Origin of the sequence: Chryseobacterium sp. CCNWLW53, from assembly GCF_037083525.1 — a bacterium.
GTDB classification, from domain to species: Bacteria; Bacteroidota; Bacteroidia; order Flavobacteriales; family Weeksellaceae; genus Chryseobacterium; species Chryseobacterium lathyri.
In genome coordinates this window covers 588,454-602,804 of record NZ_JBAOJR010000001.1, presented here as the reverse complement: position 1 = coordinate 602,804, position 14,351 = coordinate 588,454, and the positions used below count along the sequence as shown (strand labels likewise).

10 protein-coding genes are annotated in these 14,351 nt (G+C 38.9%); 7 read left to right on the top strand and 3 right to left on the bottom strand.

Features of this window, described 5'->3' with window-relative positions; translation table 11 throughout:
- Nucleotides 1–85: 85 nt before the first annotated feature.
- The 6 genes from V6R96_RS02715 (at nt 86) to V6R96_RS02690 (ending at nt 10,483) form a co-directional block, all read left to right on the top strand.
- On the top strand, nt 86–652 hold the full coding sequence (locus tag V6R96_RS02715) for an RNA polymerase sigma factor (protein WP_336377923.1): 567 nt from the start codon (nt 86–88) through the stop codon (nt 650–652).
- Entirely contained in the window at nt 645–2,042 is a 1,398-nt protein-coding gene (locus V6R96_RS02710; protein WP_336377922.1) for an outer membrane beta-barrel protein, read from the top strand. Before V6R96_RS02715 ends, V6R96_RS02710 begins: the two co-directional genes overlap by 8 nt.
- 41 nt (nt 2,043–2,083) lie before the next feature.
- A complete protein-coding gene (locus tag V6R96_RS02705; protein ID WP_223557985.1) occupies nt 2,084–3,046 on the top strand; it encodes a T9SS type A sorting domain-containing protein in 963 nt (320 codons plus the stop codon).
- 203 nt (nt 3,047–3,249) lie between these two features.
- Nucleotides 3,250–5,229: a right-handed parallel beta-helix repeat-containing protein gene (locus V6R96_RS02700; protein WP_336377921.1), complete on the top strand. Its 1,980-nt coding sequence runs from the start codon at nt 3,250–3,252 to the stop codon at nt 5,227–5,229.
- Nucleotides 5,230–5,430: 201 nt separating this feature from the next.
- The gene (locus tag V6R96_RS02695) at nt 5,431–6,966 is read left to right on the top strand and encodes a YifB family Mg chelatase-like AAA ATPase (protein ID WP_336377920.1); all 1,536 of its coding nucleotides are present in this window, start codon (nt 5,431–5,433) and stop codon (nt 6,964–6,966) included.
- Nucleotides 6,967–7,381: 415 nt separating this feature from the next.
- The gene (locus V6R96_RS02690) at nt 7,382–10,483 is read left to right on the top strand and encodes an amino acid adenylation domain-containing protein (protein WP_336377919.1); all 3,102 of its coding nucleotides are present in this window, start codon (nt 7,382–7,384) and stop codon (nt 10,481–10,483) included.
- 43 nt (nt 10,484–10,526) lie between these two features.
- On the opposite strand, the gene V6R96_RS02685 is transcribed toward V6R96_RS02690, so the two are convergent.
- Together V6R96_RS02685 and V6R96_RS02680 are read right to left on the bottom strand one after the other, a co-directional pair.
- Nucleotides 10,527–11,000, bottom strand: a complete 474-nt coding sequence (locus V6R96_RS02685; protein ID WP_336377918.1) for a YdeI/OmpD-associated family protein — start codon at nt 10,998–11,000, stop codon at nt 10,527–10,529.
- 75 nt (nt 11,001–11,075) lie between these two features.
- Complete coding sequence (locus V6R96_RS02680) at nt 11,076–13,286, bottom strand: S46 family peptidase (RefSeq protein WP_111954408.1); 2,211 nt, start codon at nt 13,284–13,286, stop codon at nt 11,076–11,078.
- A gap of 86 nt (nt 13,287–13,372) precedes the next feature.
- Here V6R96_RS02680 and V6R96_RS02675 point away from each other — a divergent pair, with 86 nt between their 5' ends.
- Entirely contained in the window at nt 13,373–13,807 is a 435-nt protein-coding gene (locus tag V6R96_RS02675; protein WP_336377917.1) for an META domain-containing protein, read from the top strand.
- A 115-nt stretch (nt 13,808–13,922) separates the two neighbouring features.
- Here the strand turns inward: V6R96_RS02675 and V6R96_RS02670 are convergent, their stop codons facing one another.
- Nucleotides 13,923–14,348: a hypothetical protein gene (locus tag V6R96_RS02670; RefSeq protein WP_336377916.1), complete on the bottom strand. Its 426-nt coding sequence runs from the start codon at nt 14,346–14,348 to the stop codon at nt 13,923–13,925.
- Between the last annotated feature and the right edge of the window lie 3 nt (nt 14,349–14,351).

Sequence of the window (14,351 nt, the reverse complement as noted above, 5' to 3'; positions counted from 1 at the left end):
TATAAACAATAGATTGTGGTTTGCCGGATGCGGTCTATTTTTGCGTTAAAATTTTAATCGGTGCTAAACCGGACCTTAGTCGTACATGGAAGAAAACAAGGAGCAGATTTTAATAAAACGCCTTCTCACGAAGGAAGAAACTGCCTGGAAAGAACTTTTCGGAAACTATTCCGGAAACCTTGCCGGGGTCTGTTCCCGTTATCTTTCAGGAAAAGACGATGTTCATGACGTTCTTCAGAACAGCTTTATCAAAATGTTCCGCTCCATAGCAACATTTGAATACAGAGGCAACGGTTCTTTGAAAGCATGGATGATCCGTATCACCGTAAACGAAGCTTTAAAGCATATAAAGCAGCATTCCGGCATAACAACAAATGAAGACCTTACAGAGCTTCCCGACATTCCCAATGATGAGGAACCGGATCTCGAGAAAATTCCCCAGGCAGCTATTATGAAAATGATACGCTCGCTTCCTGATGGGTACAGAACCGTTTTTAACCTGTTTGTATTTGAGAAAAAAAGCCATAAAGAGATTGCCGGGCTTTTAGGAATCGCAGAAAATTCTTCCGCCTCACAGTTTCACAGGGCAAAAGGACTGCTGATCCAGAAAATTAAAGAATTTAAAATGTCAAAAAAAGCACAATATGAATAATCGGTGGCTCAATGATCTGCACAGGAAAATGGAAGACCACGAAGAGGATGTTCCGGATGGGCTGTGGGAAGATATTAAAGATGAACTTTTTTCCGAAGGAGAAGAAAACGGAATGGCCGGAGGAATGATGCTTGAAGCTGATGATAAAAAAGAAAGTAAAACTATTTCTATAAATAAAAAAAGCACTCTGTTCTACCGTATTGTTGGAATGGCTGCTGCCGTTACCATGCTGTTCTTTACAGGAAAGTTTTTACAGGAAATGAATGCAGAAACAGAACCTAAAATAGCGGTAAACTCTGAAAATGCTGATAACATTAAAAAAGATGGCAAAAAGATCAAAGAATCAGTAAAGGCAAGTACAAATGAGAAGGGCAACACCAAATCAGGTGAAAAATATAGTGACCAAGGCAATATATTGATAGGGAATGCTCATTCACGCACTATTTTAGAAAATATATTTAATAAAGAAACCATTGATCATACTAGGATAGTACCTGGGCCTGTGGAAAAGCAAAATAATTTAATTCCATTGGCAAAAAAAGAATTACCTCTTTACAATATATCTCCTTCATTTAGTGAGAGTCCGGAATTGAAAGAGAAACAGGATGACGGGGAGATTTTTAACAATTATGAAAATAAACTTCCGGAAAAGTATGCCGGCACCGATAAATCTAAAATTTTAGGTCGTCCTTCCAAAAAATGGATGCTGAGCATGCTTACAGGAAATGTTTCCTCAAATTCTTCCGAACAGAAGTTCCCTGGCTACACCTCTATGAGCGGAAGCCCTATGACTTTCAATGATTTCTGGATCACCGGAACAGAACCTGATCCGCTTACAGAAGTCCTGCTGGCTAACCAAAGCAAAGAAGTTGAAGCAAGGATAAGACATAAAATTCCTGTTACCTTTGGTGTTTCCCTGTATTATAACCTTGGGAAAAAATGGGGCATAGGTACAGGTATCAATTACACAAAACTTACTTCAGAACTTCACTCCGGAAGCAATTCAAACTATATAAAAGGGGATCAGAGCATTCATTATATAGGTATTCCGGTACAGGTAAACTACAATGTCATTCAGAAAGGACGCTTTACAGGATATGTTACCGGCGGGGTGCTTGCCGAAAAAGCTGTAGCAGGGAAGCTTAAGACAAAATATATTGTAAATGATGAAGTTCAGGACGAACAGGAGGAACGGCTTGATGTGAAACCCGTACAGTTTTCAGTGAATTCGGCGATAGGGCTGCAGGTGAAAATTATTGATAAAATAGGGATATATGCAGAACCCGGAATAGGATATCACTTTAAAAATGATAATCAGCTCAATACCATTTACAAAGAAAGACCATTAAACTTTAATATGAAGTTCGGAATCAGGCTATTACTGGACTGATACATTGAGTAAGACTAAAACAAACCATTAAATATTTAAATATGAAACCAAAACTGATTTTTTTGGCTTTTCTGTTCATGACCCTTCTGAATATAAAAGCACAGTGTAATCCAACCATCACAAGCCCGAGGCTGGGCGTAAAATTCCCGGATAAAATCCTGTTCTGTAACACCGAAACAGAGACACTTTCTACACAAACATTCGGAAGCTACCAGTGGTACAAACAGCAATGGACCTGGCAAACGCCTAATACCAATCCCTGGACACCAATCCCCGGGGCAGTTTCACAGACGTTAACCATCAATGGGAATGATGACCAGCTTTATTATTTTAAAGTGGCAGTTACGCAAGGAGACTGTGTGGCAGAAAGCCCGGCTATTATGGCAGATGGATTCATGTATGCGCTTCCTGCAATGATGAGCACCTTTACACCCGGAACTTTTTCTCAGGTAGGACTTGGAGAATATAATATCTGTGCCGGAGCATCCGTAAAATTTGATGATGCCTTTCCAGATCTCTATGGCAGCCATGTATGGTATAAATGCATTCCAGCCAGTGCGCCGCCTTCCAATGGAGATCCTTGTGTTATAAATGGTGCAACTGGCGATACCTATATGGCAACAGAATCCGGAGAATATGGATTTTATGCCTGTACAGAGTACTGCCCCGATCAGTGTGAATTTTTAGGGACAGGAAATTTTGTAAAGCTGAATTTTGGTAACTGGGAGTTTTGCAGCCTGGGAACAGATGAAACAAAAGGCAAGGAAAAAGACCTGAGAATATACCCAAATCCTACAGCCCAGTTCCTTTATATCGGAAAAGAGTCCGATAAAACGTACAAAGCGGTTTCCATTATTGATATGTCAGGAAAAGTAGTTCTTCAGAAAAATGATCACCGTTTTAATGAGGCTATTGATGTGAGCAGGCTCGTACCAGGAAACTATATTATTCTTTCCAAAGACTCACAGGGAAATACCTATAAGAATAAATTCATAAAGAAATAACAGCATATGATCAATCCTTAGTTAGTTTTTTTTTAATCATGATAAAGCCGGTACAGAGATGGTCTGTATCGGCTTGTCTTTTAAAATTTTTGTAGAAATGAGATGCAGGATACAATCAACTTAAAAAGCGACAAGTTTTGTCGTTGTTGTCATATATTTTTGAATAATAAGTCATTTAAAAATTATTAATTAAAAAAAGAATTATGGCAATAGTTAAAAACTCAATGGAAGAACTTCGCAATCTAAGTATGGCAGAAATTTCATCATTAATAAATTCATTAACAGCAGAAACCCCCGAGTATGTGGAGCTTTTGGGATATTATCCGGGAATCCCCTATGATCAACCAGTGGTCTATTATTTATCACAAACAACCATTCAGGATGATGGCTTTAGTATTATAAATTTCGTAAATAATAGCCAATATAAACTGGAGCTTAGTGTTGGAGACAGTATCAATCTCACTTACTGCGGAATCAAAGGAGATGGTATAAGTGATGAAACTACTGCAATAAATAAAGTTCTGGTAAGACTTTATAATATGAAAGTAAAGAATGTTACCATTACAGGAGTCAATAGGATAGATGTTGATAGTGGAGCTAAAATTCAGCTTCAGAGTAATACAAATTATTTCCTGAATGGAACCGTTGAAGCGATGCCGGGAAGGACGAATGGCTATGAACTGATATCTTTTTCACAGACTGTAAATACAAAATTGACAGGAGGGAAAGTTAAAGGAAATAAATACAGTTTTAAGGCACCAGATGGAAGTTACTATAAAATGTGGCAGGCCCATCAAACCTATCAGGTAGGGGAATATGTATATGTAAATAACTGCCCTCTAAAAGTTATTAGTGCGGGAACCAGCGGAGAGGAAAAACCATGGGCTCAACACTATATAGAATGTGAAATAAAAACCCCTAAGCCCATACCATCTAACTGTAACGTCAATTATGATGAGAATGCCCAGATCACTGTAGTTGACGGCTCAGTGACCTATGAAATTGTTCATAATACAGATCTTGGTGAATGGGGATTTGGACTAAATGTTGTGAAAGCAGAAAATTTCCACATCCAAGATGTCTATATATCAGAATGTTGGGGAGACGGGATCTATGTAAATGATGCTTACAACGGAAATATAGTAGATGTTAAATGTTATGATAACCGCCGGCAAGGAGCGTCAATTATTCATGGTGACGGGATCAATATATTGAACAGCCAGTTTAATAATACTGTTGGGACAACTCCGGAATCAGGAATAGATATTGAACCTAATTCTAAAAATCATGTTAGAAATGTGAATATTGTTAACTGTACCTGTGATCAAAATGAAGGTTACGGAGTTTTAATTACCACTCCGGATTCTTTGTCAACAGTAAGAGATGTAAACATATTAAATTTGGCAACTAGAAATAATATCAGAGACGGTCTTGCTTTTAAAACCGAAGGAGACTCTTATTCCCATACAATCTTTAATATCAACATACATAACTTAGCATCCTCCGGAAACCACGCTTCACAAATCTTCATAGAAGGCACAAATGGTGTTAAAATAAAAAATGGGAGGATAGAAAATGCATTTGATTATCCGCTTGTAGATTTATACAAAGTACACAATGTGAAAATTAGCGACCTGGAAATGGTAGGAAGCGGGGATGGCATCAGAATTAGAAATACTGGTGACAAAATAACCCTGGAAGGAAACTATATTGAAACCCTTAAAACATGTATTGTGGATGATCATACGGATAGTAAGAAAGAAAATGTTATAATCAAATCAAATACACTGAAGTCAGTTCAGCAAAGTGGGGTAGATCTGTTAGATCATTCTTCCCTTACCATAGAGAACAACAGTATTGTAAGAAGTGGAACTAACGGAATAAAAATCGGAAATATTAAGAGAACGGCAGTTACCTCAAATAAAACCAATAATATAGGACTGGCAGATAACCATGCTGAATATGGACATATTGTTATACACGGCGAAGCCAGTGAAATTATTTGCGAGAATAACATATTGGCCAATTATCCGGATCTCGTGACGTTGCCTGTTGGCATTATAGCACAATCATCACAAATGAATTATTGTACATTCAAAACACTGCATTCTCATTACAACAGTAACTTCGGACCGGATCAAATTATATCTAACCCTACCGTCACTATACAGGACATCAGATAATACAAGGAATAAGTCTTGCTTTAATTTAGGGTCAATTTAATATTGGTAAAGCAGACAAAATATCTCATAACCGACGCAGAGATCATCTGCGTCGGTTTTTGTTAATTTATTTCCAAATATATCCTGAGAGATAAAATAATGTTCATTCAAACAAAAATTCCATAAAATAATATATTATTTATTTTTACAAAAACACCCATCATGTTAGTTAAAATTTATGGAAGTGCCATCTTCGGAGTAGCAGCACAAACCATTACTATCGAAGTAAATGTAGACACGGGAGGAGTAGGATACCATCTCGTTGGGCTTCCCGATAACGCCATTAAAGAAAGCAGTTACAGAATCTCTGCTGCCCTGAAAAATGTAGGATACAAAATTCCCGGTAAGAAAATCACGATTAATATGGCGCCTGCAGATCTTAGAAAAGAAGGTGCTGCTTACGACCTCTCCATTGCAATAGGGATTCTTGCCGCTTCAGATCAGATTCTTGCCGAAAATATCCATCAGTATGTTATTATGGGTGAGCTTTCCCTTGATGGAAGCCTGCAGCCCATAAAAGGAGTGTTGCCAATAGCAATTCAGGCACGTGAAGAAGGTTTTAAAGGAATTATACTTCCTATGCAAAATACCCGTGAAGCAGCAATTGTAGACAACCTGGAAGTCTATGGAGTAGAAAATATCAAAGAAGTAATTGATTTTTTTAACGAAGGAAAGCCTATTGAAAGAGTAATACTGGACACCAGAAAAGAATTTCAGGAAAAAATGAATGATTTTCCATTTGATTTTTCCGAAGTTAAAGGTCAGGAAACAGCAAAAAGAGCGATGGAAATAGCCGCTGCAGGTGGGCACAATATTATTCTCATTGGCCCTCCGGGAAGTGGAAAGACAATGCTTGCCAAAAGAGTACCGGGCATTCTTCCTCCATTAACCCTGAAAGAAGCTTTAGAAACAACAAAAATACATTCTGTAGCCGGTAAAATGGGTGCAGAAACATCTCTCATGACCGTGAGACCCTTTAGATCACCGCATCACACCATTTCAGACGTTGCATTAGTAGGAGGTGGCAGTTATCCCCAGCCTGGAGAGATCTCGCTTGCGCACAATGGCGTTTTGTTTCTTGATGAGATGCCTGAGTTTAAAAGAACCGTTTTAGAAGTGATGAGACAGCCTCTTGAAGACCGTGAAGTAACAATTTCCAGAGCCCGCTTTACCGTAAACTATCCTGCCAGCTTTATGCTGGTGGCTTCTATGAATCCAAGTCCCAGTGGTTTTTTTCCGGACGATCCGGGAAACACCTCATCCGTTTACGAAATGCAGCGGTATATGAATAAACTTTCAGGTCCATTATTAGACAGAATAGATATTCATATAGAAGTACAGAAAGTTGAATTTGAACAGCTGGCAGAAAAAAGAAAAGGAGAAAAAAGTTCAGATATTCGGGAACGGGTACTTAAGGCACGCAACATTCAGAATGAACGCTATAAAAACCTCAATATCAGCTATAATGCTCAGATTGGACCTAAGGAAATTGAAGCATTCTGCGGGTTGGATGAAGCCTCTCTGCATCTCATTAAACTCGCTATGGAAAAGCTGAATCTTTCAGCAAGAGCTTATGACCGTATCCTGAAAGTGGCCCGAACCGCAGCCGATCTGGAAGGAGCCGAAAATATATTGTCCCATCATATTTCAGAAGCCATACAGTACAGAAGTCTGGACAGGGAATTTTGGAATGTGTAATCATGAAATTCTTAATATGGTTTCGTAAAATACATTCTGGCTTATTGAATGTTTCCTCCATTTTTGTTGATCAGGAAATGCTATTTCTCCTGTTTTCTTGATCAGGTTTTATTAGATTTTTGGCTTAAATCACGTATTGTAATGCTTAAATCCCTGTTTGGAGAAAGTTTATGATTATTTATTTCTTTATCTCAAATATTATGTTAAATTTGATTACCAAATTTTTAAAAATATTGCATTATGAAATAGAAATTAATAAACTGGATTTAAGTCAATCAATTCTGACTAACGATAGGCAAGAATGTATAGCATTTTTTGCAGTTAATATGTACTAGGCTGTTTTATACAGGCCTAAAGCTCTGCCATAATGCAGTTCATCTGAAACTATTATCACCAAACAAAACCAAAAACTAATATGCCGAATACACTATCAACGCCGTCGGGGCAGCCCGCTGGTGTACCGATTCTTTTATCCTCTGAAGACAGAGAAAGACTTCTCAGCGATTTTAACAAAACAAATTGGGACTATCACAAAGAAGAAACACTGGTCTCTCTTTTCAACAACCAGGCACTCCTTCATCCCGAAAATCTTGCAGCTGTTTATCAGGACAGCTGGATCAGTTACCTTGAGCTGGATCAGAAAAGCAACCAACTTGCCAATGTGCTGTTAGAGAAAGGAATACAAGAAGGAATGTTTGTCCCCGTATGGCTGGACCGTTCTCTCGAGTGGCTGGTTGCCATTCTGGGCATTTTGAAGACAGGAGCAGCTTATGTGCCTATTGATCCTGCTTATCCTGTAAAACGTGTAGAATATATCCTTGCAGATACCTCAGCGGGAATACTTATTACAGATACTCAGCGGGGGAATTCACTGGTAAAAGGAATTAACGCTGAAATTTTTTATCTGGATAATGCAGAAAGCCTGTCTCATTTACCTGCTGAACTGCCTGATCTTACTATATCTCAGGATGCATTAGCCTATACCATCTATACATCCGGATCAACAGGCAACCCTAAAGGGGTCATGATTTCTCACCATAGTATTCAACATTTGGTTACATGGCACAACCAGTACTTTCATGTTGATAATACATCACACCTAACCCTTGTTGCCGGATTGGCATTCGATATCTCCGTATGGGAAACTTGGTCAGCACTTATTGCCGGTGCCGTATTGTATATTGCCGGCAATGAAGATAGAGTAGAAGCTTCAGAGCTTGTGAATTTTTACCGTAGAAACAGCATTACCCATGGATTTGTCCCTTCTGTTCTTGCTCCTTCCGTTGTTGAAGAAACACGAAAGTATAGTAACCTTGACCTTAAATATCTTTTCACAGGAGGAGAAAAACTTAAGCCTGTACTTACCAGCGAATTAAGTTATGAGTTAATTGATTATTACGGTCCTACTGAATGCACGGTTTATGCCACTTTCAAAAAAGTTAAAGATATGAATGGGCAATATGTTTCTTCAATAGGAAGGCCAATAGCCAATGCACAAGCTTATATTTTGGGAGAAAACAGCGAACTTTTGCCAGTAGGAGCCGTAGGAGAGCTACATATAGGAGGAAATCTTTTGGCTAAGGGTTATCTTAATAATGAAGAGCTTACATCTTCAAAATTCATTAACAGCCCATTCAGGGAGAACGAAAAGCTATACCGTACCGGTGATCTTGCCCGCTGGAAATCAGATGGAGATATTGAATTTTTAGGAAGAATAGACAATCAGGTGAAAATTAGGGGCTTCCGTGTGGAATTGGGCGAAATTGAACGCTGCCTTGCCCGTTTGGAAGGAATACAGGAAGCAGCAGTCATTACAAAAGACCATGGAAATAATAAATATATTGTAGCCTTTGTCATAGTAAAGCCCGGTGCAAAAGCAGACGCTGCATGGGTAAGACAACAGCTGAAAGAAGAGCTGCCCGGTTATATGACTCCGGCTCAGATCATCAATGTTGATAAAATACCACTCACGGCCAACGGAAAAACAGATGCCAATTTGTTAAAAGAACTCGCAGATAAAGAGGCAAAAGAACTGATTTCTACAGAACCTCCTACCAATGAAACCGAAAGAATTATAGCAGATATCTGGGCTGAAGAACTTGAGCGTCCGGTGATTAATATGACAGATAATTTCTTTGATATCGGTGGAAATTCACTCCTTGTCGCTATAGTTGCAACCGCCCTGAATTCAAGATTGGATACCAAGGTTTATATGAGAGATATTTACCAGTTTCCGGTCCTTAGGCAGCTTGCCAATGAATTGATCACCAGAGCCAATGAAGCCCGTGAAGCCATTCCGAAAGAAGATGTAGAGCCTTATATAGCCCTTCAGCAGGATGTTTACCTGGCTCCGGAAACTGTTTTTGCGGGCGGTTTCGATCCTAAACAACTGGAAAATCCTAAAACCATATTCCTGACCGGGGTTACCGGATTTGTCGGTATACATTTGCTTCAGGAACTTTTGGATACCACATCAGCAGATATTTACTGTCTGGTAAGGGCTCAGGATGAATTTCATGCAATGGACAAAATTGACCGCTGCTATAAACAGTATCATATCGATAGAAAAGAAGAGCAGAAATCGAGAATCATTCCTGTAATAGGAGATCTGTCCCTTCCGTTATTAGGGTTTTCTGAAGACCAGTTCAAAAAACTTGCAGGAATACTGGATCTTATTTACCACTCTGGCAGCTCCGTTAATTTTATAGAACCTTATTCTTACATGAAAGCTCCGAACGTAGAAGGATTAAGAGAAATCATAAAACTTGCCGGTGCCGAAAGAACTAAGTGTCTTGCCCTGCTATCCACTATTTCGGTCTACAGTTGGGGACATGTTTTTACCGGAAAAACCGTGATGATGGAAAGCGATGATATTGCTCAGAACCTAATGTCTGTAAGTAAAGATATCGGGTATGTAAGAAGCAAATGGGTAATGGAGGCGGTTGCAGATCTTGCCGCTAAAGAAGGTCTTCCTTTAATTACCTACCGTCTTGGCTATGCCATGTGCCACAGCGAAACGGGTGCCAGTGCTCCTTACCAGTGGTGGTCAGGTCTTGTGAAAAACTGTGTTGAATTTAAATCTTATCCTTTACTTACTGAATTAAGAGAAGGACTGATCACAGTAGACTATATGACCAAATCTATGGCCCATATCACAAAAAGTAAAGAGGCGATCGGTAAAAAGTTTAACCTGATCGCAAGACCGGAAACCAATCTTACCCTGGAAAGTTTCTTTGGACTCCTGAAGAAGTATTATCCGCTTACTCTTGAAGGTCTTCCCTACAAAGAATGGAGAAAGCAGTGGGAAGATGACAGCCGGAACCGTTTGTATCCACTTACCAGCCTCTTTAAAGATAATATGCATGAAGGGCTTTCCACGGTGGAATTATATCAGAACACCTATGTCTGGGACTGTTCCAATGTTATTCAGTTTTTGGAAGGATCTGGTATTGAGGAGCCTGCATTTGATAAGAAGATGCTGGATGCTTATCTCAAATATTTAGGAATTCCTGTGTAGAAATCTTTGAAATAATAGAGCCGGGATGTATGCCCGGCTTTATTTATATGCCCTTTTTTCCACTCAAAATCATTTCAATCATCCTGATCTTTCTGGTTTCTCTGGTTTCAGGCTTTTTCGCTTCCTCTATCCAGCGGATGTATTCTTTCCGGTGAGTATAGCTCATTTTGTCGAATAGGTTCTTTGCATCGGGATTTTCATTAAAAACAACGGCGATGTCATTTGCAATTTCAACAATTCTTTCCTCCTGATCTTCAATAAGGCTTACAACAATCTCATCGCCAAAAGTCTTTCCCAGCTGCTTCCGAATTTCCTGTGTTAGGCCTAAAATATGACAGTCAGATTTCATTTTAGCAAGGCTTCCACGGTATTCGACCTTATTGTCAAATATTGCTTTAATTTTGACCTGTCCTTTTTTGCCAAACAGTTTTTCCGCAGAAAAAGGAAACTCTACAAAAGCGGCATTCATGGTTCCGTTTTGCTTTATAATTCCTGTAAATTCTATTTTCTGTTTCATCACAAAGATTTAGAGCTCAAAAATAAAAAAACCGTGAACGCAAATTCACGGTTTTAAAAATTTATCAGAAAAAGATTATTTTACCTTTTTTGTTTTCTTAGGCATTTGAGTAGTTCCTGAATTTTTAGACTTCGTATCAGGAGGTGTATTTTCTCCTCTTACAAGCTTTAATTCATCGATCAGCCTTCTTGCTCCTGCATATTTGTCGATTGTCCAAAGAACAAAACGTACGTCTACGTTAATTGTTTTCTGCCAGTCCTGTTCAAATACAATATCACCGCTTAATGCTTCGCTGTTTCCATCGAATGCAATACCGATAAGGTTTCCGTCTCCGTCAATAACAGGAGAACCTGAGTTACCACCTGTAATATCATTGTTAGAAAGGAAGTTTACAGGCATATATCCAGCAGCATCAGCATACTGTCCGAAATCCTTAAGATTATAAAGGTCGATCACTCTTTGAGGAAGATCGAATTCTTCATCACCTTTCTTGTATTTTCCTACAAGACCGGTCATATCAGTATAATAGTTGTCAGTAACTCCAAAGTAGTTTCTGTCATTTCTTACAGGAAGTTTATCTACTGTTCCGTAAGTTAATCTCATGGTAGAGTTAGCATCAGGATAGAATTTTTTCTCAGGCATAGCCTTCATTAATCCAGCTAAGAATAGACGGTTGTTCTTGTTGAAGTTATCGTCAACTTTAGAATACTTCTCCATGCTCATTTTCTGGTCAGCAACAATTCCGTTCGCGATTTTCCAAAGCGGATCAGCATCAAGTTTCAATGCATCTGGGTTTAATAAGAAATTCGTAGCAGACGTCTTGTTGGCAAAAATTGAAGAATAGGCTACATTAGAAAGAGTCTTAGAATCCAATCCTAAAATAGTAGCAGATGCCACCTCTTTATTGGTCACTCTTGATTGGTAAAGTCCAGCCATAGAAGCTAGCATTTCTCCCTCCAGAGAAGGATTGAAGTTTTCATAAGCTTCTTTGATTGCAGTTTCAGTTTTAGCTTTCATCGCTAATCTTCCTTGCATATCCTGAGCAGAATAAGCTTTAAGAACAGATCCTACCTGTAAAGCAAGAGTGATATATTTTGCATTTCTTGAGAACTGAGAAGCGTAGTTTCTTTCAACATTTCTGTCGGAGACCTGCTTGTAATAAGCGCCGATATCTTCTAAAATACCATCATATTCTGCGTTTCCTGGCAGTGCAGACCATTTTCTGTAAGTATCCTCAATCTTTTGTTTGTCGGCTATCGTTCCGTTTTTATCTACCGCATCAATAGTTCCCTGTCTGTTTTTCCAGTAGTTGGCTACAGAAGCATATTGAGACGCATAGTTAAGCTGAGTCGCTTTATCCTTGTCCATATACTTTTTCATAACATCCATAGCAAGCTTGGAAGCTTCTACCCAAGCCGGATAGTCTTTGTTTACCATCTGCTGAATTCCGTAAGATGTAAGGTAACGGTTGGTTCTTCCAGGATATCCTAAGATCATAGAGAAATCTCCAGGCTTGATCCCTTTAAGAGAAACAGGAAGGAAGTGCTTAGGCTTCAAAGGAACATTGCTTGGTGCAAATTCTGCAGGGTTACCTGCTGCATCCCCGTATACTCTGAATACCGTGAAGTCAGCAGTATGTCTTGGCCATTCCCAGTTATCTGTATCACCTCCGAATTTACCTAATGATGAAGGAGGTGCACCTACCAATCTGATATCTTTATAATCCTGGTATACGAAATAGTAGAATTCATTTCCGTTGAAGAAATCTCTTACCACTACTGTATATTTTCCGTTTTCAGAGTTTTCAGTCTGGATTGCTTTTGTTTCAGCATCAATAACTGCTTTTCTCTCTGCTCCGGTCATATTGTTGTTTAGCTTGGAAGTGATTCTCTGCGTAGCATCATCCATTCTAACTAAAAACCTTACATAAAGATCTTTTGCATTAAATTCGTCCTTCTGCTTCATAGCCCAGAATCCGTTTTTAAGATAATCTTTCTCCGGAGTAGAAGCGGCAGCTACGGCACCATAACCACAGTGGTGGTTAGTGAAAATAAGTCCTTTGTCAGAAACAATTTCCCCGGTACAAAAACCCCCGAAGCTTACGATAGCATCCTTTAAGCTTGAATTGTTTACTGAATAAATTTCTTCAGGTGTCAAATGCAGTCCCTCTTTTTGCATGTCGACCCCGTTAAGTCTTTTGATGAGCATTAACAGCCACATCCCCTCATCCGCCCTCATCTGAGCAAAGCCCAATAAGAAAGTGAACAGTAGAAATAGTCTTTTCATTTTATAAAATAATTTTTGTGTCGCTAATTTACTAATTTTTACGATATTCTGTCCCGGAATGGTATGAAAATGGAAGGATAATCCCCATGAAAAAAATACTTGTATCATTTTTTGCCATTTTGCTATTAGGAGCTGTGGTCAGCTGCTCTTCAGTCCCGCAAAAAAATCCGAGCCTTCAAAGACAGTGGATGCTCATTTCTTTTGATCAATTTTCTAAAGAGGAATTAGTCAGAAATAAGGCAGAGATTAACCTCACAGGCATAATGGAAAAAGGAAAAATAAAAGGAGGAGCCAATATGGGGTGCAACAGCATGTTCTTTACTTCAGAATTTAAAACCAATGGAAAAGTGAAGATCTCAGGAGTAGGAAGCACATTGAAGGCCTGTCAAAATATGGAACTGGAAAACGCTTTTATCCAGAAATTTGATAAAATGACCAATTATTCCATAGAAGGGCATTTCCTTACTTTATCCGATGACAATGGAAACTCTATGAAATTTTTGGCCGCAGATTGGGATTAAGAATATGGTTTGAGTGATCAAACTTAAATTTTGAGGATTTTAAATAAACCATAGATCTGAAATATAAAAAGTCCGCGCTGGAGCGGACTTTTGCTTGAAATCTGGTTATGGGTTATCAGTTTTTTGGGATTGTTTTCTTTATTTCTTCTAAGGTCGCCGTATTGGGCAGACCTATGACATTACTATTTGTGTTCCTGGAATTCACGGTATTGGTTCGGGATGCCTGCCTGTTGGGAATAGAGGCTTTTATTTCTGCTAAAGTGGCCGTGTTAGGTAGTAATTTCCCCGAAGTATTGTTTGAATTGGAAGGCTGGGATTTTACTTCCTGGCTTTTCGCTTCAAGACCCTGTTCTGAAGCCAATACGGATACGTTTTGCTTTTTAGGAGCATTTTCCTGAGACGCTTTTGCCAGCTGGGCTTCCCGTTCTCTGAGCTGTTTCACAATCTGGGCCTGATCTTCAGATTCAGAAGCTTTCTTATTTTCCTGAGCATAAACGGATACGCTTAATGCTAAAAATGCAGTGATATATAGTAATTTCATGAT

What these genes read in the sequence shown, in the direction of transcription:
- V6R96_RS02715 (WP_336377923.1), top strand. Translation starts at nt 86, where the DNA reads ATGGAAGAAAACAAGGAGCAGATTTTAATAAAACGCCTTCTCACGAAG.
- V6R96_RS02710 (WP_336377922.1), top strand. Translation starts at nt 645, where the DNA reads ATGAATAATCGGTGGCTCAATGATCTGCACAGGAAAATGGAAGACCAC.
- V6R96_RS02705 (WP_223557985.1), top strand. Translation starts at nt 2,084, where the DNA reads ATGAAACCAAAACTGATTTTTTTGGCTTTTCTGTTCATGACCCTTCTG.
- V6R96_RS02700 (WP_336377921.1), top strand. Translation starts at nt 3,250, where the DNA reads ATGGCAATAGTTAAAAACTCAATGGAAGAACTTCGCAATCTAAGTATG.
- V6R96_RS02695 (WP_336377920.1), top strand. Translation starts at nt 5,431, where the DNA reads ATGTTAGTTAAAATTTATGGAAGTGCCATCTTCGGAGTAGCAGCACAA.
- V6R96_RS02690 (WP_336377919.1), top strand. Translation starts at nt 7,382, where the DNA reads ATGCCGAATACACTATCAACGCCGTCGGGGCAGCCCGCTGGTGTACCG.
- V6R96_RS02685 (WP_336377918.1), bottom strand. Translation starts at nt 11,000, where the DNA reads ATGAAACAGAAAATAGAATTTACAGGAATTATAAAGCAAAACGGAACC.
- V6R96_RS02680 (WP_111954408.1), bottom strand. Translation starts at nt 13,286, where the DNA reads ATGAAAAGACTATTTCTACTGTTCACTTTCTTATTGGGCTTTGCTCAG.
- V6R96_RS02675 (WP_336377917.1), top strand. Translation starts at nt 13,373, where the DNA reads ATGAAAAAAATACTTGTATCATTTTTTGCCATTTTGCTATTAGGAGCT.
- V6R96_RS02670 (WP_336377916.1), bottom strand. Translation starts at nt 14,348, where the DNA reads ATGAAATTACTATATATCACTGCATTTTTAGCATTAAGCGTATCCGTT.